This is a genomic window from Pseudoduganella albidiflava (genome assembly GCF_004322755.1).
GTDB classification, from domain to species: domain Bacteria; phylum Pseudomonadota; class Gammaproteobacteria; order Burkholderiales; family Burkholderiaceae_D; genus Rugamonas; species Rugamonas albidiflava.
This window is the reverse complement of record NZ_CP036401.1, coordinates 261,178-281,714: the sequence shown is the minus strand read 5'-3', so window position 1 is coordinate 281,714 and position 20,537 is coordinate 261,178. Positions and strand designations below refer to the sequence as shown.

General features: G+C 68.1%; 15 protein-coding genes and 1 pseudogene. 6 read left to right on the top strand and 10 right to left on the bottom strand.

The window, feature by feature from the left end:
* Positions 1–84: 84 nt before the first annotated feature.
* Genes EYF70_RS01190 through EYF70_RS01180 form a run of 3 tightly spaced genes read right to left on the bottom strand, consistent with a single transcriptional unit; the run spans position 85 to position 5,446 of the window.
* Positions 85–2,730, bottom strand: a complete 2,646-nt coding sequence (locus tag EYF70_RS01190; protein ID WP_131143765.1) for an EAL domain-containing protein — start codon at positions 2,728–2,730, stop codon at positions 85–87.
* Positions 2,727–4,838, bottom strand: coding sequence for a sensor histidine kinase, YfiR-like protein-associated (locus tag EYF70_RS01185; RefSeq protein WP_131143764.1), 2,112 nt, complete (start codon positions 4,836–4,838; stop codon positions 2,727–2,729). The genes EYF70_RS01190 and EYF70_RS01185 overlap by 4 nt, the downstream gene beginning before the upstream one ends.
* Positions 4,835–5,446, bottom strand: a complete 612-nt coding sequence (locus tag EYF70_RS01180; protein ID WP_131143763.1) for a TOL_0243 family YfiR-like periplasmic protein — start codon at positions 5,444–5,446, stop codon at positions 4,835–4,837. The genes EYF70_RS01185 and EYF70_RS01180 overlap by 4 nt, the downstream gene beginning before the upstream one ends.
* 193 nt (positions 5,447–5,639) lie before the next feature.
* On the opposite strand from EYF70_RS01180, the gene EYF70_RS01175 reads away from it, so the two are divergent.
* Positions 5,640–6,122, top strand: coding sequence for a CinA family protein (locus tag EYF70_RS01175; protein WP_131143762.1), 483 nt, complete (start codon positions 5,640–5,642; stop codon positions 6,120–6,122).
* 54 nt (positions 6,123–6,176) lie between these two features.
* Here EYF70_RS01175 and EYF70_RS01170 read toward each other — a convergent pair whose 3' ends face one another.
* On the bottom strand, positions 6,177–10,448 hold the full coding sequence (locus EYF70_RS01170) for a M10 family metallopeptidase C-terminal domain-containing protein (RefSeq protein WP_131143761.1): 4,272 nt from the start codon (positions 10,446–10,448) through the stop codon (positions 6,177–6,179).
* A 141-nt stretch (positions 10,449–10,589) separates the two neighbouring features.
* On the opposite strand from EYF70_RS01170, the gene EYF70_RS01165 reads away from it, so the two are divergent.
* Positions 10,590–10,907, top strand: a complete 318-nt coding sequence (locus EYF70_RS01165) for an ArsR/SmtB family transcription factor (protein ID WP_131143760.1) — start codon at positions 10,590–10,592, stop codon at positions 10,905–10,907.
* Positions 10,904–11,833: pseudogene (locus EYF70_RS01160) on the top strand (cation diffusion facilitator family transporter); the annotation flags it as partial. The gene EYF70_RS01165 and the pseudogene EYF70_RS01160, both read left to right, overlap by 4 nt.
* A 236-nt stretch (positions 11,834–12,069) precedes the next feature.
* On the opposite strand, the gene cysK reads toward EYF70_RS01160, so the two are convergent.
* The gene (gene cysK, locus EYF70_RS01155; RefSeq protein WP_131143758.1) at positions 12,070–13,005 is read right to left on the bottom strand and encodes a cysteine synthase A; all 936 of its coding nucleotides are present in this window, start codon (positions 13,003–13,005) and stop codon (positions 12,070–12,072) included.
* Positions 13,006–13,053: 48 nt separating this feature from the next.
* The gene (locus EYF70_RS01150) at positions 13,054–13,614 is read right to left on the bottom strand and encodes an FKBP-type peptidyl-prolyl cis-trans isomerase (RefSeq protein ID WP_307722106.1); all 561 of its coding nucleotides are present in this window, start codon (positions 13,612–13,614) and stop codon (positions 13,054–13,056) included.
* Between the two features lie 34 nt (positions 13,615–13,648).
* Between EYF70_RS01150 and thpR the strand changes: the two genes are divergently transcribed.
* Positions 13,649–14,248, top strand: a complete 600-nt coding sequence (gene thpR, locus EYF70_RS01145) for an RNA 2',3'-cyclic phosphodiesterase (RefSeq protein WP_131143757.1) — start codon at positions 13,649–13,651, stop codon at positions 14,246–14,248.
* Here the strand turns inward: thpR and tcdA are convergent.
* Entirely contained in the window at positions 14,190–15,086 is an 897-nt protein-coding gene (gene tcdA, locus EYF70_RS01140; protein ID WP_131143756.1) for a tRNA cyclic N6-threonylcarbamoyladenosine(37) synthase TcdA, read from the bottom strand. The genes thpR and tcdA overlap by 59 nt on opposite strands.
* A 70-nt stretch (positions 15,087–15,156) precedes the next feature.
* Between tcdA and pdxH the strand changes: the two genes are divergently transcribed.
* Positions 15,157–16,392 carry a pyridoxamine 5'-phosphate oxidase gene (gene pdxH, locus EYF70_RS01135; RefSeq protein ID WP_131143755.1) on the top strand — a complete coding sequence of 412 codons (1,236 nt, stop codon included), beginning with the start codon at positions 15,157–15,159 and terminating at the stop codon, positions 16,390–16,392.
* Between the two features lie 100 nt (positions 16,393–16,492).
* Here the strand turns inward: pdxH and msrA are convergent, their stop codons facing one another.
* A complete protein-coding gene (msrA, locus tag EYF70_RS01130) occupies positions 16,493–17,023 on the bottom strand; it encodes a peptide-methionine (S)-S-oxide reductase MsrA (RefSeq protein WP_131143754.1) in 531 nt (176 codons plus the stop codon).
* A gap of 152 nt (positions 17,024–17,175) precedes the next feature.
* On the opposite strand from msrA, the gene EYF70_RS01125 reads away from it, so the two are divergent.
* Entirely contained in the window at positions 17,176–17,691 is a 516-nt protein-coding gene (locus EYF70_RS01125) for a flavin reductase family protein (protein ID WP_131143753.1), read from the top strand.
* Positions 17,692–17,717: 26 nt separating this feature from the next.
* Here EYF70_RS01125 and EYF70_RS01120 read toward each other — a convergent pair whose 3' ends face one another.
* A complete protein-coding gene (locus EYF70_RS01120) occupies positions 17,718–19,715 on the bottom strand; it encodes a PAS domain-containing hybrid sensor histidine kinase/response regulator (RefSeq protein WP_165497542.1) in 1,998 nt (665 codons plus the stop codon).
* A 124-nt stretch (positions 19,716–19,839) separates the two neighbouring features.
* The gene (locus tag EYF70_RS01115) at positions 19,840–20,529 is read right to left on the bottom strand and encodes an OmpW/AlkL family protein (RefSeq protein ID WP_131143751.1); all 690 of its coding nucleotides are present in this window, start codon (positions 20,527–20,529) and stop codon (positions 19,840–19,842) included.
* Between the last annotated feature and the right edge of the window lie 8 nt (positions 20,530–20,537).

Sequence of the window (20,537 nt, the reverse complement as noted above, 5' to 3'; positions counted from 1 at the left end):
GGCAAACAGCGCCGGCAAACAGCGTCGGCAAACAGCGTCGGCAAACAGCGTCGGCAATTAGCGCCGGAAAGTTGCGCCGCCCCGTCAGCGGCCCGGTAGCGCCGTGTGGTCCCCGGGCTGGCCGGCCTGCTTGCCGCTGCCGTGCATCAGCCAGTAATGGTGGAAAGCCAGGCGGATGTTGTCGCGCAGTTGCACGTCGTCCCAGGGCTTGGTGTAGAAGCGGTAGATCGCCCCCCTGTTGATCGAATCGAGCATCGCTTCGAGCCCCGTGTAGCCGGACAGGATGATGCGGATCGTGTCCGGGTACATGTCCTTCACCTTGCTGAGGAATTCGGTACCGCTCATTACCGGCATGCGCTGGTCGCACACGATCACCTGCACCGGGTGCAGCGCCAGCAGGTCGAAGCCCTCGGTGGGCGAGGAAGCCGTCAGGATCCGGTAGCCGTCGCGCCGGAACAGCCGGTGCAGCGACGACAGCACGTTGACGTCGTCATCGACGATCAGCAGCGTTTGCGGCGGCTCGGTGGCCAGGTTCGGATCCGGCGGCAGCGACTTGCCGCCCACCACCAGCTGGCCGAACGACAGCACGTTCAGGCCGCGGCTGAAGAAGAAACCCTGCACCTCGTCGCAGCGGTTACGGCGCAGGAACTCCAGCTGCGGCCGCGTTTCCACGCCTTCCGCCACCACCCGCAACTTCAGGCTGTGGGCCATGCTGATGATGGCCAGAGCGATCGCCGCGTCGTTCGGGTTGGTGACGATATTGCGCACGAAGGCGATGTCGATCTTCAGCTTGTCGATCGGGAAGCGCTGCAGGTAGGCCAGCGAGGAATAGCCGGTGCCGAAATCGTCGATCGCCACCTTCACGCCGAGCAGGCGCAGCTTGGTCAGCACGTCGATCGTGCGCTCGGCGTTCGACATCAGCGCCGTTTCCGTCAGTTCCAGTTCCAGCAGGTCGGGCGGCACGCCGTGGCGCTGCAGCGCTTCCTTCACCTCCTGTTCCAGGTCGCCTTCGATGAACTGGCGCGACGCCACGTTGACCGCCACGTTCACCGGCCCCACCGGCGAGGCCATCCACTCGGCGATCTGCCGGCAGGCCGCGTCGATGATCCAGTTGCCGGTCCGGACGATCAGGCCGGTATCTTCCAGCACGCCGACGAATTCGGCCGGGTACACGGTGCCGTGCCCGGGCCGGTTCCAGCGCAGCAGCGCCTCCGCGCCGGACACCCGGCCCGTCAGCAGGTTCACCTTCGGCTGGTAATGCAGTTCCAGTTCGTCCTGGTCGAGCGCGCGGCGCAGCGCCATTTCCAGGTCGAGCCGCGCCAGCACCTGCACGTTCATGCCCGCCGTGAAGAAGCGGTAGGCATCGCTGCCCGCCTCCTTCGCCTGGCTCATCGCCGTGTTGGCATACTTCACCAGCGTTTCCGGATCGGCCGCGTCGTCCGGATACACGGCGATGCCGATCGAGGCCGTCATCGTGGCCTGGTGCCCGCCCAGCTGGAACGGCGAGCGGAGCGCCTCGCGCACCTCGTTCGCCACCAGCACCGCGTCCTGCTGGTCGCGCTGCATCGTCAGGATCAGGCCGAATTCGTCGCCGCCCAGCCGGCCCACGGTGTCGCGGATGCGCGCCGATTGCACCAGCCGGCCGGCGAACTCGCGCAGCAGCTCGTCGCCCATCGCCGCGCCCAGCGAATCGTTGATGTTCTTGAAGCGGTCCAGGCCGATGAACAGGACGACGATGCGCCATTCCTTGTCGCGCGCCAGGTCGATCGCATCGCCCAGCGTACGGTAGAACAGCTTGCGGTTGGGCAGGCCGGTCAGGCTGTCGTAGTGGGCCGCGTGCTGCAGGCGCTCCTCGGCCACGCGCCGCTCGGAAATGTCGCGCGCCACGCAGATCAGCGTGCGCTGAAGATCGGCAGACTGCGCGGAAGACTGCGCGGGGCCCTGCGTACCGTCATGCTGCGCCAGCCCGCCCTGCTGTACCTGCCAATAGATTTCCACCGGCACCGTGGCATGGTCATGGCGCAGCAGCTCGGTTTCCAGCAGCACCGGCGCGCGCGCATCGGCGTCGGCACCGGGCGCGGCGTCGGCGTGCTCGCGCAGCGACTCCTGGCTGCCCAGGCCGATCCGCGCCGGATCCTGCGCCATCAGTTGCTGGCGCGTATAGCCCAGCATGCGGGCGGCGCCGTCGTTGACGTCGACGAAGCGCATCGATTGCGGTTCGATCAGGAAGATCGCGTCGGCCGTCGCATCCATGGCGGTGCGGAAGCGCTGCAGGTCGGCGGTGCGCTCGCGTACCGTGCGTTCCAGGACGATGTTGTGGAACCTGGCTTCGCGCTGCATCAGCCGCACTTCGATCAGGTTGCGGATCCGCGTCAGCACTTCGACCGGGTCGAACGGCTTGCTGACGAAGTCGCGCGCGCCGGCGTCCAGCGCGGCCTGCTTCTTGTCCGGCTCGGCGGTCACCACCAGCACGGGCAGGTAGCCGTCCGGCTCGAGCGGACGCAAGGCGGCCATCACGGCGAAGCCGTCCATGCCGGGCATCTGCAGGTCGAGGATGATGATGTCGTAGTTGTATTGCTCGTGCCACCCCGCCACCACGCGCGGATCGGTGGTGGAACTGACGTGCGTGTAGCCCGTCGACTGCAGCAGGTATTCCAGCAGCTGCACGTTGACGGGCTGGTCGTCGACGATCAGGATGCTCGCGTTCTGGATATCGGCCCGGCTGATCATGACTCCTCCTTCTTTTCCCTGAGCAGCTGGGCCTGCCGCTCGCCGGTAGCGTGGTCGTTGCCACGGTCGTTGCCGCCGTCGCCCGCGGTGCCGGTCCGGTCGAGCGCGGCAGGCGTACCGAGCGTGCTCAGCGTGCTATTGATCGCTTCCGTGAACTCGTCGATATTGATCGGCTTGATCAGGTAACGGAAGAATCCTGCCGCAATTCCCCGTTCCACGTCGCGCGGCATCGCGTTGGCCGTCAGGGCGATGGCCGGAATGCCGGCGGTGCGCGGGTCGGAACGCAACAGGCGCAGCACTTCGAAGCCGTCCATGCCCGGCAGGTTGATGTCGAGCAGGATCATGTCCGGCAGGTGGGCTCGCGCCAGTTCCAGGCCCAGCTGGCCATCCGGCGCCGACAGCAGGCGCAGCTCGGGCCGGAAGCGGATGATTTCCTGTACCAGCTTCAGGTTGGCCGGGTTGTCTTCCACGTACAGCAGGGTGACGCTGTCGCGCGCCGGCGCGGCCATGCCGGGCGGCGGCGCGGCCGCGACGGGGGTCGCCGGCACCGGCACCGGCTCGGTGGTCTTCAGCTCGACCCAGAACATGCTGCCCACGCCGGGGCTGCTGGTGACGCCGATCGTGCCGCCCATCAGCTCGACGAGGCGCTTGGTGACGACCAGGCCGATGCCGCTGCCCTCTTCCACGCCGGCTTCCTGGCCCAGCCGGTTGAACGGCTGGAACAGCATGCGCACCTGCTCCGGCCGCAGGCCCATGCCGGTGTCCTGCACCGACACGCGCAGCAGCCCGGGCCCGGAGGCGGCGCAGTCGATCACCACCGCGCCGCCTTCGCGGTTGTACTTGATGGCGTTCGAGAGCAGGTTCAGCAGCACCTGCTTGAGCCGCGTGCGGTCGGCCGTCACATTGGTGGTGCAGCGTTCCGGGAACAGCAGGCGGATGCCGCGCTCGGTGGCCAGCGGCGCCATCATCGCCTCGCATTCGCGCAGCATTTCAGGCAGCGCCACCGGCTCCATCGACAGCGCCACCGCCCCCGATTCGATCTTGGCCAGGTCGAGGATTTCGTTGATCAGCGTGAGCAGGTGCCGGCCGGACTTCAGGATGTGCTGGGCGAATTCCTTCTTTTGCGCCAGTGTCGAGGGCAGCTTGTCGGACGTGAGGATCTGCGCGAAGCCCAGGATCGCGTTCAGCGGCGTGCGCAGTTCATGGCTCATCGACGACAGGAACGCCGACTTGGCCTGGTTCGCGCTCTTGGCTTCCTCCATCGCCATGGCCAGTTCGCGGTTGGCCATTTCCAGCTGCAGCGTGCGTTCGTGCACGCGCTGCTCCAGCTCCTGGTTCAGCCGCATGACTTCCTGCTGCGCCTCGCGCCGGCGCTCCGATTCGCGGGCGATTTCCCGGTTCGAGGTTTCCAGCTCGCGCTTGCGGCCCTCGATATCGGCCAGCATCTGGTTGAACGAACCGGCCAGCTCGGCCACTTCATCCTCGCCCAGCCGCTCGGCGCGGCGCGACACGTCGCCGGTGGCGATCACGTCGCGCGCCACGTCGGCGATCGACAGGATCGGCCGGGTGATCACGTCGTTGAGCCGCCGGGTCACCAGCCACGCGCAGATCAGCGCCAGCAGGCCGGCGACGATGCCGATCACGATATAGTCGAGGAAGCGCGCCAGCACTTCATAGTCGGCGCGCAGGTACACGGTGCCCAGCAGTTCGCCGTTGTCGGCGATGGGCTTGAACAGGTACAGCTTGCCATCCTCGATGCGGAAGCCTTCCGGCCCCGGCGCCGCCGGCACGGTGCCCTGCTCGCCCTGCGCCGCGTAGCGCGCCACCAGCCGGCCGCCCGCGTCGTAGATGGCGCCCGCTTCGACCTGCGGGCGCAGCCGCAGCAGCGCCAGGTTTTCATGCGCCAGCCGCTCGTCGTCGAACGACAGCGCGGGCGCGCTCATGTGGCCGATCAGCTCGGCCTGGGTGGTCATGTCGTCGGTGATCGTCTGCTCATAGACGTGCAGGTCGTAGGCGACGATGGTGCCGATCGAGACCAGCACGGTCGGCAGCATCACCAGCGCGATCACGCCGAGCAGCTTGGTGCGCAGCGAGCGCAGCGCGATCATGATGCCACTCCCGGCTGCATGTGCACCTGCATGCGCTCCTGCCCGCGCTCTTCCTCACCATGCTGCACGCGATAGGCCGCCGCCAGCAGCCGCGCGCTGATGCGCAGCCGGGCCGCGGCGGCGGCCTTCAGCGACACTTCGAAGCGCACCCGTTCGCCGGCCACGAGGAAATTGATGACGCTGCCCATGCCATGTACCTGGTCGCTGTCCGATACCGTGAGGATCGGCAGGTCGCGGCAGCCGTCGAGCATGCCCTGCGCCGCAGCCCGGTCCCGCGCGCCGACAAACGCGATGTGCGGCGCGCGCTCGCCGCCCATCGCGCCGTCCTTCTTTAATTTCACCACCTGCAGCGCGCGGCCGTTGATGGTGCGGCCGCTCACCGTGCGTTCCAGCGGCGCGGCCAGCTCGTCCGCGCCATGCAGGCCGATCACGAGCGGGCTGTCGGCACGCACGAACGCCTGCGCCGGCCATTCGACGAAACCGCCGAACCGGTACAGGAAGGCGGCCTTGACCTGGCGTTCCAGTTCGCCATCGGCCCGCGCCGCGGGCATGGCCGCAGGTATGCCCGCGACCAGCGCGGCGGCCAGCCATTGCCTCCGGGTGAGCATTCCAGGTTCCACGTTGCCGCGCCCGTGTGATTGATTGGCCCTATTCTATCGTCCAGTTCCCGGCCGCGCCGCAACTTTGGCTGGCGCCCCATGCCGCAAACACGGACCCGACAATTTTTTCCCGCGCGCGTGGCCGGCAATCGATACCGCGCGCTAGAATGGACCCGGACATTCTTTGCCGAAGGAGCTACAAGTGAGTACGGACATCAACGAACTGGCCGCCCAGGTGGGCCGTGCCTTGCAGGACAAGGAATTGCTTCTGGTTACTGCCGAATCGTGCACCGGGGGCGGCGTGTCGCAGGCGATCACCGAGATCGCCGGCTCGACCGGCTGGTTCGATTGCGGTTTCGTCTGCTATTCGAATGCGTCGAAGACGGAGTTGCTGGAAGTGCCGGCCGCGCTGATCGCGCAGTTCGGCAGCGTCAGCGAGGAAGTCGCGGCCGCCATGGCGCAGGGCGCGCTGGCCAACAGCAATGCCCACCTGGCCGTGTCCACCACGGGCATCGCCGGCCCCACCGGCGCGGTGCCGGGCAAGCCGGTCGGTACCGTCTGTTTCGGCTGGGCCAATGGCGACACGGTGCATACCGAGCGGCTGGTGTTTTCCGGCGACCGCCGCGCCGTGCGCGAGCAGACCGTGGTGCACGCGCTGCAGGGCTTGCTGCGCTTCGTGAACTAGCCTTTATCCGGGAAGAGCCCCGATCCCGCCGCGTGGCCAACGCCGCGCAGCGGTTCAGCGCATGAACCCGTAATCCTCGACCGTGGTATCCGGCACGCCGGCCAGTTGCGCGATCTGCGTCAGCTCGCCGGCCGACACCGCCGCGTCTGCCTGCGCCGAGACAAAGCGGTACAGCGCCGTCGACGTGCCATTGCCGATCGCGAACAGAACGCCCTGGCCCACCGCGTAGGCGGCGTCGGCCGAACCGATCAGGGCAGCGGCGCCGGCCAGCGACAGTGGGCCCGCGGCGCCGCTGACGATGACCAGTTCCGCCTCCGTACCGAAGCTCTCGCCGGCGGCGATGGCCACCGCATGCTCGAGCGCGGCATCGTCGTCGCCGATGCCGCGTACCGACACGTCCACCAGCAGGCGGTCGGTGTGCACGACGAAATCGGCCACAGTATCGATACCGCCACCCGCGCCGCCGCCGTCGCTGCGCAGCACGAAGGTGTCCTGGCCGGCGCCACCCGTCAGCGTATCGCTGCCCAGCCCGCCCGCCAGCGTATCGTCGCCATCGCCGCCCAGCAGGCCATCGGCACCGCGGCCGCCGCCGATCCAGTTGTCGAGCGCGTTGCCGGTGCCGGTGAAGGCGCCGTTGCCCGTGTAGTCGAGCCGCTCGATCTCCGCCGCCATCGTCCAGCGCGCCAATGCCGTGCGCACCGTATCGATGCCGCCGCCGGCCGTTTCCACCACCTGGTCGCCAGCGGTGTCGACGACATACCGGTCGTCGCCCATGCCACCCTCCAGCGTATCGCTGCCGCTGCCGCCGGCCAGCAGGTCGTCGCCCTCCCCGCCCAGCAGGGAATCGCTGCCGGCGCCGCCATCGAGGCTGTCGTCGCCCGCCGCCCCGGCCAGGGTATTCGCCGCGGCATTGCCGGTCAGTACATTGGCGGCGGCATTGCCCGTGATGCTGCCCGCCACCCTCGACGTGACCGCCGCATGCTCGACGCCATCGGCCAGCGCATGGACAAAGCCCGCGGTGGCGATGGCGATCCGGGCGGTGTCGGCGCCGGCGCCGGGTGCCTCGACGATCACGTCGCCGGCCGCGCCCACCACGTAGAGATCGTCGCCATCCAGGCCGGCCATGGTGTCGTTGCCGGCCAGGCCATCGATCGTATCGGCGCCCGAGGTACCCGTCAGCAGGTCGTCGCCGGCACTGACCAGGCCCACCTGCAGCTCGGCCAGCGTGGCCGCCACGCCGGCAAATTCAAACGTTTCCGTATGGCGCACGAGGATGATCTCGCCCGTTGCCGTATCCACCAGCCGCAGGTCGTCCGCCGCCGGCCGCGATCGGGCATAGCCGGACAGCGCCTTCGCGAACACCGCCGTGTCATCGCCGGCGCCGCCATCGAGGGTGTCGCCGCCGGTGCCGCCTTCGAGGCGGTCATCGCCGTCGCCGCCGGCCAGGCTGTCCTTGCCGGCGCCGCCGCGCAGCGTGTCGTTGCCGCCGCCACCGGCCAGTACGTCGTTGCCGCTGTTGCCGTCGATGGCATTGTCCAGCCCGTTGCCGGTGAAGCGATATGCCACGCCGGCCTGCGTGCCGGCCAGGTTCTCGACATGCTGCGCCAGGGTCCAGCTGGCCAGCACCGTCTGCACGGTATCGTGGCCGCCGCCATCCGCCTCGATGACGATGTCGCCGGCCGCATCGATGACGTAGCGGTCATCGCCCGCGCCACCGGCCAGCGTGTCCAGCCCGGCGCCGCCGGCCAGCGTGTCGTCGCCGGCGCCGCCGTCGAGCCGGTCGTTGCCGGCGCCACCGTCGAGGCTGTCGTCGCCCTCCAGGCCGGCCAGCGTGTTGGCCGCGGCGTTGCCGGCCAGCCGGTTGCCGCTGTCGTTGCCGGTGACCGCGACCGCGCCGGCGCCCGTGACGATGGCGTGCTCGACATGCTGCGCCAGCGTGTAGAGGCCTTTCGCCAGCGCCACGCGCACGGTATCGGTGCCGCCGCCGGCGGCTTCGACGACGACGTCGCCGGCCGCATCGACCACGTAGGTATCGTCGCCGCCCAGGCCGGTCATCGTGTCGTCGCCCAGCTTGCCGTCGAGCGTGTCGGCGCCGGCGGTACCGGGCAGCACGTCGGCGCCGTTGCTGACGATGCCCGCCACCACGTCGGCCAGCGCCATGGTGGTGCCGGCGAAGTCGACGAACTCCACGTTGCGCAGCGTGACCACGTGGCCGGACAAGCCGGCCAGGCCGGTCAGCACGACGCTGGCCGCGTTCGGGCGCGTGACGAGGTAGTCGCCGGCGGTGCCGGCCAGCCTGGCGGTGTCGCTGCCGGCACCGCCATCGAGCGTATCCCGGCCGCCTTCGCCGGACAGCGCATCGTCGCCATCGCCGCCCAGCAGGCTGTCGTTGCCCAGGCCGCCGTGCAGCACATCGTCGCCGGCCAGGCCGGACAAGGTATCGTTGCCGCCGCCGCCCGTGACCAGGTTGGCCGCGTCGTTGCCGGTGCCGGCAAAACCGCCGCGGCCCGTGAAGGCCAGGTCTTCCACGTTGGCGGCCAGCACCAGCCGCGCCAGCGTGGTATCGACGCGGTCGTGCCCGCCGCCGGCCTGCTCGGCGATCACGACGCCGCTCGCGCCGATCCCGTACAGGTCGTCGCCATCGCCGCCGGCCAGGGTGTCCCGGCCGCTGGCGGACAGCAGCGTGTCGTTGCCGGCACCGCCGTCGAGGCTGTCGTTGCCGATGCCGCCATCCAGGCTGTCGTCGCCGGCCAGCCCGGCGAGCGTGTCGTTGCCGCCCAGGCCTTGCAGCGTGTCGGCCGTGGTGCCGCCGGTCAGCAGGTCGGCCAGCGCCGTGCCGGTGGTGCCGGCATTGCCCGCCGCTTCGTCGAAGCTCCAGGCGACACCGTCGAACAGGATGGTTTCGATATTGCGCAGCACGACGGCGACACCGCTGGCGTTGTCCGTCAACTGCAGGTCGGTGGCGTTCACGCGCACGCGCGTGGTGGCGTCGAAGCGCACCGCCAGCACGGCGGTATCGGTGCCGGCGCCGCCATCGATGGTATCGGCGCCGCCGCCGCCGGCCAGGGTGTCGTTGCCGGCGCCGCCATCGAGCAGGTCGGCGCCCAGGCCGCCCGTGATGCTGTTCGCCAGCGCATTGCCGGTGCCCGCGAAGCCGGCCGCGCCGCCGCTGTAGCGCAGCGTCTCGATGCCACCGCCCAGCGCATAGGCGGCCAGCGTGGTCCACACGGTGTCGGTGCCGCCGGACGCGCTTTCGACCACCACGTCGCCCTGGCTGCCGACCACATAGTCATCGTCGCCCGCGCCGCCCGCCATGAAGTCGTTGCCGCCGCCGCCATCCAGCCGGTCGTTGCCGCCGCCACCGCGCAGGCTGTCGTTGCCGGCGCCGCCGGTGATGCTGTCCCGGCCGGCGCCGCCATACACATCGTCGATCCCGGCGCCGCCCGTGATGGTGTCGCCCAGGTCGTTGCCGATGATCGTCGAGCCGCCGTCGCCGGCGCGCGCGACGCGCACTTCCACGCCATACGCGATCGACACGTTGCGCAGGCCCGCGGCGGTCTCGCTGAAGGCGCCTTCGTTCAGGTCGATCAGCGTGGCGGCCGTGCAGGCGGAAAAATCGAACGTGTTGACGCCGCCGGCATCCCAGATGCATGACGGGGCGGCCGTCTTGCCGAAGGTGTAGACATCGTCGCCGGTACGGTAGGCCATGTTGGCGCCATACAGGTACTGGATCGCCAGCACGTCATACAGCATGGGCGTGACCGCGAACTTGCCGTTGATGCCCGTGCTGCTGCCCTCGTAGTACGACATCAGCGTGTAGTCGGCGTTGTCCGTGGCGAGCGGCAGGTACGGGCCGGGCGCGCCGCCACCGCCCGCGTTGTAGTTGCCGGGGTGTTTCAGTCCCAGCGAATGGCCCAGTTCGTGGATCAGCACATAGGCGCCATAGCTGCCCGGCGTGAAGATCCGGTTATACGACTGGTCGTTCAGGTACAGCGCCGAGACGCCGCCCGGATTCGGATAGTAGGCGTACGCACCGCTCGTATCGCCCTGGTCGTTCATACCCATCAGCAGCCGGCCACCAGTCGCCACTTCGACGAAGGTGACATTGGCCACCGCGGACCAGGTGCCCATTGCCACGCGCGCGGCATCCTGCTGCCCCGTGGTCATCGGCACGAAGCCATGGCGGTCATCGGCGCTGGCGCTGGCCGGCGGCGTGGCCAGGAAGGAGTAGGTCAGCGTCAGCGCCATCTCCGGTCGAGCGTTCCAGCTCGTGTACGCGAGCGCATCGATAGCGTTTATTCCACTGTCCTGCATAAGTCTTTCCATAAGGCATCTTGCCAGCCGCCGATCATATCACTTTTGCGTTGCGGAAACACCGCGGCGGCTTGCGCCGTTGTTCGCGTGCGACTAATATGTGAACACCTATTCAAATGTTATCGATGAGATTGCCGTGATGCGCCAGACAAGATGAACCAGACGTCCATTCATGAAGAGTCGGTAGCCCAGCTGGCCGACCTGTTCCACCTGCTGGGCGATCCCACCCGGCTGCGCATCGTGCTTGCCTGCGTGGCCGCGCCGATCGCCGTCAGCGAGATCGCCGCCACGCTGGAGCTTTCCAGCTCGCTGGTCAGCCACCACCTGCGCCTGCTGCGCGCCGCCCGCATCGTCAAGGCCGAGCGCCAGGGCAAGCAAGTGTTTTATTCGACCGCCGATGCGCACATCAGCGGTGTCCTGCGCGACATGCTCGAGCATATCGCCGAACCCTCCACCGGAAACGACGTATGAGCGGCCACCATCACCATCATGACCACGGGCATGGTCACCATCACCACCATGGCGCCCCGGCCGACCATGGCCGCGCGTTCGCCATCGCGATCACGCTGAACGCGCTGTTCGTGGTTGTCGAATTCAGCTACGGCTTCCTGGCCAATTCCACGGCGCTGATGGCCGATGCCGGGCATAACCTGTCGGACGTGCTGGGCCTGATGCTGGCCTGGGGCGCCGCGATCCTGGCCAGGCGCGAACCGTCGGCCCGCTACACCTACGGCCTGCGCAGCAGTTCGATGCTGGCCGCGCTGTTCAACGGCATGCTGCTGATGGTGGCCTGCGGAGCGATCGCGTGGGAAGCCGTGCTGCAGCTGATCGATCCGGTGCCGGTGCATGGCAGCACGGTGTCGGTGGTGGCCGGCATCGGCATCCTCGTCAACGGCATCTCGGCGTGGCTGTTCATGAAGGGCAGCAAGGACGACCTGAATATCCGTGGCGCCTACCTGCACCTGGCGGCCGATGCCGCGATCTCGCTCGGCGTGCTGGTGTCAGGCCTGGTCGTGATGTTCACCGGCTGGATCCGGCTCGACCCGCTGGTCAGCCTGGGCATCGTGGTGATGATCGTGGCCGGGACCTGGTCGCTGCTGAAGGAATCGCTGCGAATGATGATGGCGGCGGTGCCGGACAACGTCGATTCACGCAAGGTGGAACAGTTCCTGCGCACCCGGCCCGGCGTGACGGACGTGCACGACATGCATATCTGGTCGATGAGCACGACGGAAACGGCGCTGACCGCGCACCTGGTCATGCCGGACGGCTACCCCGGCGACGTGGCGATGGATGGCATCGCGCGCGGGCTGCGCGAGCAGTTCTCGATCCACCACAGCACCTTGCAGACGGAGCTGGGCACGACGGCGCATGCCTGCTGCCTGGCGCCGGATGCGCAAGAGAATGAGCACGAGCACGAGCACGAGCACGAGCATGGGCACGAGCACGGGCAGGCGCATGAGGATGGCGATCATGGGCATGGGGATCACGACCGTGAGGATGACGGCCACGACCACGACCACGACCACGATCATGACCACGCACATGGACATGGCCACAAGCCCGGCCACGGCCACGGTTCTGAGCGCGGCAACGGTCACGGGCATGGCCACGCGCCTGGCCACGCCCACCCTCACTGATCGGCCAGCCCCGCGAACAGCTGCGTGCTCAGGTACCGCTCGCCGAACGAGGGAATGATCGTCACGATCAGCTTGCCTTCATTTTCCGGCCGGCGCGCCACCTGCACGGCGGCCCACAGCGCGGCACCGGCCGAGATGCCCACCAGCAGGCCTTCCTCGCGCGCGGCGCGGCGCGCGAAGTCGAAGGCGTCCTCGTTCTTCACGGCGACCACTTCGCTGTAGACATGGGTGTTCAATACCGCCGGCACGAAGCCGGCGCCGATGCCCTGCAGCGGGTGCGGTCCCTTGGTGCCTTTCGACAGGATCGGCGACGCTTCCGGCTCCACGGCAATACACTGGAACGATGGCTTGCGTTCCCGGATCACCTCGCCCACGCCGGTGATCGTGCCGCCGGTACCCACCCCGGCCACGAGGATGTCGGCGCGGCCATCCGTGTCGCGCCAGATTTCCTCGGCGGTGGTACGGCGGTGGATCTCGGGATTGGCGGGATTGTTGAATTGCTGCGGCATCAGGTAGCGCGGATCGGAGTGCGCCATTTCCTCGGCGCGGCGGATCGCGCCGACCATGCCTTCGGCGCCCGGCGTGAGCACCAGCTCGGCGCCATAGGCGCGCAGCAGCATGCGCCGTTCGCGGCTCATGGTTTCCGGCATCACCAGCGTGCACTTGTAGCCGCGCGCCGCGCAGACCATCGCCAGCGCGATGCCGGTATTGCCGCTGGTCGGTTCGAGGATCACCGTATCGGGCCTGATCAGGCCGGCCTGTTCGGCCGCCGCGATCATCGACAGCCCGATGCGGTCCTTCACGCTGTGGGCGGGATTGTAGAACTCCAGCTTTGCCAGGATCTGCGCCGGGGCGCCTTGTGCCAATCGGTTTATGCGCACCAGCGGCGTATTGCCGATCAGCGCAGTGACATCATTCGCAACGTTCATGAAGGGTCTCCGCATCAACAATGGGAGAACCCAGTGTAACGCCGCGAATTACTTCACGTCGAGCAGTTCGACGTCGAAGATCAGTGCCGAGTTGGCCGGGATACCCGGCATCGCGCGTGCGCCGTAAGCCAGGTTCGACGGGATGATCAGCGTGCGCTTGCCGCCGATCTTCATGCCGGCCACGCCCTGCTCCCAGCCCTTGATGACCTGGCCGGCGCCGAGGCGGAACTCGAGCGGTTCACCGCGGTCGCGCGAGGAATCGAACTTGCGGCCCTTGTGGCCGCGCGCCATCGGACGGTACAGCCAGCCCGTGTAGTGGACCGACACGGTGCCGCCGGTGACCGCTTCACGGCCGGTACCGACCTTGCTGTCGTTGACGATCAGCTGTTCCGCGGCGGGGCCGATCGTGGCGGAACCGGGCACCACCGGGCCGGCCGGCGCTTCCTGGGCGGCAGGAGACGCTTCCTGCGCGGCGGCCGGTTGTGCGGGTTGTGCGGGTTGTGCCGGTTGTGCCGGTTGTTCCGGCGCGGCGGACGGAGTCTGGGCATGCGCAAAGGAGGCGGCGCACAGCAGGAGGGACAGCACTGGAGCGGACAGACGGGTCATCATGTATTCTTTCTGTACTGGGTTTTGAGGCGGCAACATGATAGCAAATGAACCTGAAGGCCGGCCAAACGCCGGCACCACGCGCAAGCTTTTCTTTGCCCTGTGGCCGGATGAGGCGGCGCGCGCCGCATTGACCGCGCTGCAGGCACCCGTCGCGGGAAGGCGCACGCCGCCCGCCAAGCTGCACCTGACACTGGCCTTCCTCGGCCAGGTACCGGCCGATGCCGTGCCTGCGCTGCTCGCCATCCGCGACCGGCTCGCCGTACCGCCGTTGCGGCTCGTGATCGACTGCTACGGCTACTTCGCGCGGCCGCGCATCGCCTGGGCCGGCATGACGCAGGTGCCGGCCGCACTCGTGGCGCTGCATGAGGAGCTGGTGCGGGAGCTGGAAGCGGCCGGCTTTTCCGCCGCCACGCATGGCGCGTTCAAGCCGCACGTGACCCTGGCGCGGGAGGCGAAACAGGCGCCGCCCGAGGTGCCCGCAGCCCCGGTCGAGTGGACCGTGGACCGCGCCGTGCTGGTGGAATCGCTGCCGGACGGGCGCTACGTGCCGCTGGAGCGCCAGCCGGTGTCCGCCATTACGCCGGCTGGCCCACTGGCAGATCCGCCGGCGCCTCTTCTTCCGCCAGCTTCCTGAGCACATGCCCGGCGGCCACCATGCCGAACGTGGCCGTCACCACCATCGCCGAACCGAACCCCGCGCAGTTGATGCCGGTGAGGCCCGCCTTGGCGGGCGGCGCATCGTCCGGGTCGATTTCGCACACGTCGCCCGTCTCGGGAAACTTCAGCGGTTCCATCGAGAACACGGCATCCACGCCCAGCTTGTTCTTGCCGTTCGGCGGATAGTGGAACTGGCTGCGCAGCCGGCGCCGCACCTTCTTCAGCAGCGGTTCCTGTTCCGTCCTGGCCAGGTCGCGCACTTCGATCTTGGTGGGGTCGGTCTGGCCGCCGGCACTGCCGATCATGATCAGGCGGATGCCGCGCGTGCGGCAGTAGTGCACCAGCGCGGTTTTCGCCTGCGTGTTGTCCATGGCGTCGATCACGTAGTCGTAATCGTGGCCGCCGATCATTTCCTCGAGGTTGTCGGGTGTGACGAAGTCCTCGATCTCGGTCACCTGGCAATACGGATTGATCTGGGCGATGCGCTGGCGCAGCGCGGTGACCTTGGCCATGCCCACGGTGCCGGTAAGCGCCTGGATCTGGCGGTTGATGTTCGATTCGGCAACGTTGTCCAGGTCGATCAGCGTGAGGCGGCCGATGGCGCTGCGCGCCAGCGCCTCGACGATCCACGAGCCGACGCCGCCGACGCCGATCACGCAGACATGCGCGGCGCGGTACCGTTCCAGGGCCGCCGCCCCGTACAGCCGGGCGATGCCGCCGAAACGCCGGTCGAAGTCGACGTCGTGCTCGTCAATGATGTTCTCGTCACTGATGTGCACGCCGGGGCCTGGAGAAGATGGGATGATGTCGTTCATCCGCCCATTTTAACGGACGCGGCCCGAAGGATTATTCTACAATCCGTCGTTCCGAACCAAGGATGCCGCCATGACAGATCTCCTCCTCGCCCCCGCCCCCGGCTTCGACCAGCCGATCGCCATGCTGAAGCATTGCCACGACAAGATCCGCAAGCAGCTGGCGACCTTGCAAAACCTGCTGACCCACCTGCCGCAGCATGGCGCGGACGCGGCGGCGCAACAGGCGGCGCAGGCGGTGCAGAAATACTTCAACACGGCGGCCCACCTGCACCATGCCGACGAGGAAGTCGACCTGCTGCCGATGCTGGACGCGACAGCCAGCGGCGCCGACCTGGAAACGGTGCGCCGGCTGCGCCCCGAGATCCTGGCCCAGCACCAGCAGATGGACGAGGCGTGGCATATCCTCGATGGCCAGCTCGACAAGATCGCCAACGGCTCCGGCACCGAACTCTCGGCCGATGCCGTGAACACCTTCGTGCGCATGTACACGGGGCACATGGAAACGGAAGAAGGCCATATCGCGCCGATGGCGAAGCGCCTGTTCAGCCCGGAACAGATGGCCGTGCTGGGCGAATCGATGGGGCGCCGGCGCGGCATCGAGCCGGCCGTCCTCAGCAAAGGCAGCACGGCGGTGGGCGGCATCGCGCTGGCCGACCTGCGCATGGATTACGGGCGCGCCAGCCTTTCCGAGGACGACACGCTGGCCGATCCCGTGGCGCAGTTCGGCAAATGGTTCGAGGAGGCCATGAAGGCGCAGGTGAACGAGCCCAACGCGATGAGCGTGGCCACGGTGGGCAGCGATGGCAAGCCATCCTCCCGCATCGTGCTGATCAAGCAGTTCGATGCGCGCGGTTTTACCTGGTACACCAATTACGAGAGCCAGAAAGGCCAGCAGCTGGCACAGAATCCCCATGCCGCCCTGCTGTTCTTCTGGCCCGAACTGGAGCGCCAGGTGCGCATCGAGGGGCGCGTGGAACGGACCTCGGCGGAGGACAGCGATACCTATTTCTACAGCCGCCCCCTGAAGAGCCAGCTGTCGGCGATCGCCTCGATGCAGAGCGCGCCGATCGCCAGCCGGGCCGACATGGAAGCGAATTTCGCGGCCGTGGAAGCGCGCCTGCAGGCCAGTCCGGATGGCGGCGCGCAGGCGGAAGGCAAGCCGCAACGGCCGGCGCACTGGGGCGGTTATCGCCTGGTGCCCGAACGGATCGAGTTCTGGCAGGGACGCGCCTCGCGCTTCCATGACCGGATCGTGTATACGCTGCAGGCGGATGGGCGCTGGAGCAAGGGCAGGATCCAGCCCTAGTGAGCGAACCTCGGCCCGCCGGCACCGTCGAATCGTTGCGGGCCGGGAGGATCGCGTTCTTGCAAGCGTGCTTGAATCTGCCGCCCGTTGAACCTGCCGCCTATTTCAGCCGCGCGCTGTGCATCTTGCGGAACTTGGCCACCTTCGGACCGACTACGAAGGCGCAATAGCCCTGCAGCGGATGCTGGGCAAAGTAGTTCTGGTGATAGTCCTCGGCCTTGAAGTAAGGCTGTGCCGGTGACAGTTCGGTCACGATGGGCGCGTCCCACACATGGGCCATTTCGGCGATCACCTGCCGCGCGGTCGCTTCCTGCTCCGGCGACTGGAAATACACCACCGAGCGGTATTGCGTGCCGACGTCGTTGCCCTGGCGGTTGAGCGTGGTGGGATCGTGGATCGTGAAGAAGATCTCCAGGATATCGCGGTAGCTGATCACGTCGGGATCGAATTCCAGGCGCACCACTTCCGCGTGGCCGGTCGTGCCCGCGCACACCTGCTCATATGTCGGGTTCGGCTGCTGGCCGCCGGTATAACCCGACTCTACCCTGGTGACACCCTTGACCTCGAGATACACGGCTTCCGTGCACCAGAAACACCCGCCGCCCAGCACGGCGATTTCGCTCTGCGCCATACAATCCTCACTGTTCGCTCACTGTTCTATGAAGCACTACTGTAAAGCAATTGCGAAAACGTTGCCGCCCGCGGCACTGTTTCCCTTCTTGCAGTCGTGCAACCGTTCCCGGCGCCGCGCTCGGCTTGCGCAAACTTTGGCATAATGCCCGGATGAATACCAGTTCCCCACGCGCCGCCTCGCCCGCCTTCGACAGCGGGCATTTCCGGCAGGCGCTGTCGCAATTCGCCACCGGCGTCACCGTCATCACCACCCGGCTGGCGGACGGCACCTTCCGCGGCCTCACGGCCAGCTCGTTCAATTCCGTCTCGCTCGATCCGCCGCTGGTGCTGTGGAGCCTGAAGTCGCAGGCGTCCAGCATGCCGGTCTTCTCGGGCAATTCGCATTACGTGATCAATATCCTGGCCGCCGACCAGGGCCACCTGGCCAAGTTGTTCTCGACGCGCACGGAAGATCCGTTCGGCCAGGTCGAGTTCGAGCTGTCGCGCACCGGCCACCCGGTGCTGAAGGGTTGCACGGCCTGGTTCGAATGCCACAACCGCAGCCGCTATCCGGAAGGCGACCATGTGATCTTCGTCGGCGAAGTGGAGCATTGCGAATTCAACCCGCGCGAGCCGCTCGTGTTCCATGGCGGCCGGCTGGGCGGGCTGCACGTACCGGCAGCCTGAACCCTGCTGCAGGCCCGGGGGAACCGCTAGTGCGCGGCCAGCCGCGCCAGGATGCCGTACAGCGCCTTCGGATGGACCGGCTTGACCAGGTGCTCGTCGAAACCCGCTTCCAGCGCCCGCGCGCGGTCCTGCGGCGTGCCATAGCCGGTGATGGCGACGATGCAGGCCCTGGCCGTTTCCGGTAACTGCCGCAGGCGGCGCACCAGTTCATAGCCATCCATGCCCGGCAAGCCGATATCGACGAACAGCAGCGCCGGCGGGCTGGCCACGACGGCGCCCAGCGCTTCCCTGGCATCGTTGCACACCGCCACCGAATGCCCGGCCGCTTCCAGCAGCAGCGCCAGCATCTGCGCCGCATCCGCATTGTCGTCCACCACCATCAAGTGGCGCCGCCGGGCACCGCGCGGCTCCTCGCCGGCATCGGCGCCCACCACGCCGGCTTCGGGCCGCTCGGCGCGCGGCAGGCATACCGTGAAGCGGCTGCCCTGCCCGGCGCCCGCGCTGTGCGCGCTCACATGGCCGCCCTGCAATTCGATCAGCGTCTTCGCCAGTGCCAGCCCCAGGCCGAGGCCACCCTGCGAGCGGTCGGGCGAACGTTCGGCCTGCGTGAACAGGTCGAATACCTGCGGCAGCAGGGCGGGGTCGATGCCGATCCCGCTATCCTCGACGGTGGCGCGCACCTCTCGCGCGTCCGCCGTCACGCGCACGGCCACGCTGCCGCCGTCGGGCGTGTAGCGGGCGGCGTTGTTGAGCAAGTTCGACAGCACCTGGATCAGGCGCGTGCGGTCGCCATTGACCCAGGGCCGCTGCTCCGGCAGCTCGACGGTGACGCGGTGCCGCTTGGCCTGCATCAGCGCGGCGGCCTGCTCGACAGCGTCGCCCACCACGGCGCAGAAGTCGAGCGTTTCGCGCCGCAGCGTGACCAGCCCGCGCGTGACCCTGGACACATCGAGCAGGTCGTCGACCAGCTTCGTCATGTGCTCGACCTGCCGCGTGATGACGGCGCTGGTCTTGTCGATGCGCGCGGCATCCGGCGTGCCGAGCCGCAGCAGCTCGGCCGCCGCGGCGATCGGCGCCAGCGGGTTGCGCAGTTCGTGCGCCAGCATGGCCAGGAATTCATCCTTGCGTGAATTGGCTTCCCGCAGCGCGCGCATCGCCAGCACGGCGGCGGTGACGTCGCTGCCTTCGACGAAGATGCCGGAGACGGTGCCCCGATGGTCGCGGATCGGCTGGTAGATGAAGTTGACGAAGCGCTCTTCGAGCTCGCTGTCCGGCCGGCGGCGCAGCAATACCGGCATCTCGTGGCCGACGTGCGGCTCGCCGGTGCGGTAGACATCGTCCAGCAGCGCGATGAAGCCCTGGTCGCGCACTTCCGGCAGCACCTCGGCGACGGCCCGCCCGACGATGTCGTCGCGCCCCACCAGCCGCAGATAGGCGTCGTTGGCGATCTCGAACACGTGGTACGGCCCCAGCACCACCGCGAGAATGCCGGGCGCCTGCTGGAACAGCCGCCGCATGCGCCCGATCTCTTCGGCGCGGTGGCGCTCCGACAGCACCTGCTCGGTGGTTTCCGTGCAGGCGCAGAACACCCCCGCCACGCTGCCATCCTCGTCGCGCATCGGCGAATACGAGAAGGTGAACCAGGTGTCCTCGTCGTAGCCCTTGCGATGCATCGTCAGCAGCAGGTTCTCGTGGTAGGTGGCGCGGCCGGCCATCGCTTCGTCCACGATGGGCGAGATATCGTGCCAGATGTCGGCCCACACCTCGTGGAACGACCGGCCCAGCGCCTGCGGGTGCTTGCGGCCGAGGACGTCCACGTAGGCATCGTTGTACAAAAATGCCAGTTGCGGCCCCCACGCGGCGAACATCGGGAACGCCGAATTGAGCATCAGCCCGACCACGGTGCGCAGCGCCAGCGGCCAGTGTTCCGGCGGCCCCAGTGGCGAGGTGGACCAGTCATGGCCGCGCATCAGCGCGCCGACGGCGCCGCCCTCGGCCAGGAACGCTGCGGGTGTGCGGGGCATGCTGGAGCTCTCCTTGAAACTCATGTGTGGCGAGTATAGCGAAGCGGGCCGCCGCGCGGCGCCGCCGTTCCAGCACGTAAAAAAGCCGGCACGCGGCCGGCTTTCGGTGGGCGTGGCGCCGGACTCAGAACTTGAAGGTGACGCCCAGGTTGACCGCCACCGGATCCAGCTTCATCGCCTGCGTCTGGCCGGTCGAATACGTAGCCGTGGTGCGCAGCCTGGTCTTGATCACGCCGCCATCCAGCGACCAGCGCTCGTTGAGCCGGAAGCTGGCGCCCAGCTGGGCGCTCGCCGCCCACTTCGACTCCAGCGAGAACGTGGCGGCCGGGCCGCCCGTGTTCAGCACGGCCGTCAGTTGCGCCGAGCCCCGCTCGCGGCGGAAGTAGGCATAGGTGATGCCGAGGCCCACGTACGGGCGGAACACGGCATCCGGCCCGAACAGGCGGTATTGCGCGAACAGCGTGGGCGGCAGCACGTCCACCGTGCCCAGTTGCCCCGTGCCGGCAATCGCGTCGGCGCCGAACAGTTTGTGGCGGTACGGTGCGCCCATGTCCAGCTCGGCGGCGATGTTGTCGGTGATGAAGTAGGCCAGGTTCAGGATCGGCTTGGAGTCCGTGCCCACGTCGGCCTTGGTGTTCGGCAGCGCCGGAGCGGACACGTTGCCGCTCTCCACTTTCGGCGTGATCTTGTTGAAGCCGGCCTTGACGGTCCAGTCGCCCCGGGCCTGCGCCGCGGCGTTCGGCACGGCGCCCAGCACGGCGGCGAGGGTGCTGCCCAGTGCCAGCAGCTTGACGGCGGTAGTGGTCTTGTTCATGTGTTTTC

Excerpts from the sequence above, each read along its gene's own strand:
- tcdA (WP_131143756.1), bottom strand. The coding sequence starts at position 15,086 with ATGAACGACATCATCCCATCTTCTCCAGGCCCCGGCGTGCACATCAGT.
- EYF70_RS01150 (WP_307722106.1), bottom strand. The coding sequence starts at position 13,614 with ATGATGACCCGTCTGTCCGCTCCAGTGCTGTCCCTCCTGCTGTGCGCC.
- EYF70_RS01165 (WP_131143760.1), top strand. The coding sequence starts at position 10,590 with ATGAACCAGACGTCCATTCATGAAGAGTCGGTAGCCCAGCTGGCCGAC.
- EYF70_RS01120 (WP_165497542.1), bottom strand. The coding sequence starts at position 19,715 with ATGCCCCGCACACCCGCAGCGTTCCTGGCCGAGGGCGGCGCCGTCGGC.
- EYF70_RS01180 (WP_131143763.1), bottom strand. The coding sequence starts at position 5,446 with ATGCTCACCCGGAGGCAATGGCTGGCCGCCGCGCTGGTCGCGGGCATA.
- thpR (WP_131143757.1), top strand. The coding sequence starts at position 13,649 with ATGATAGCAAATGAACCTGAAGGCCGGCCAAACGCCGGCACCACGCGC.
- EYF70_RS01170 (WP_131143761.1), bottom strand. The coding sequence starts at position 10,448 with ATGGAAAGACTTATGCAGGACAGTGGAATAAACGCTATCGATGCGCTC.
- EYF70_RS01125 (WP_131143753.1), top strand. The coding sequence starts at position 17,176 with ATGAATACCAGTTCCCCACGCGCCGCCTCGCCCGCCTTCGACAGCGGG.
- EYF70_RS01190 (WP_131143765.1), bottom strand. The coding sequence starts at position 2,730 with ATGATCAGCCGGGCCGATATCCAGAACGCGAGCATCCTGATCGTCGAC.
- msrA (WP_131143754.1), bottom strand. The coding sequence starts at position 17,023 with ATGGCGCAGAGCGAAATCGCCGTGCTGGGCGGCGGGTGTTTCTGGTGC.
- pdxH (WP_131143755.1), top strand. The coding sequence starts at position 15,157 with ATGACAGATCTCCTCCTCGCCCCCGCCCCCGGCTTCGACCAGCCGATC.
- EYF70_RS01185 (WP_131143764.1), bottom strand. The coding sequence starts at position 4,838 with ATGATCGCGCTGCGCTCGCTGCGCACCAAGCTGCTCGGCGTGATCGCG.
- EYF70_RS01115 (WP_131143751.1), bottom strand. The coding sequence starts at position 20,529 with ATGAACAAGACCACTACCGCCGTCAAGCTGCTGGCACTGGGCAGCACC.
- cysK (WP_131143758.1), bottom strand. The coding sequence starts at position 13,005 with ATGAACGTTGCGAATGATGTCACTGCGCTGATCGGCAATACGCCGCTG.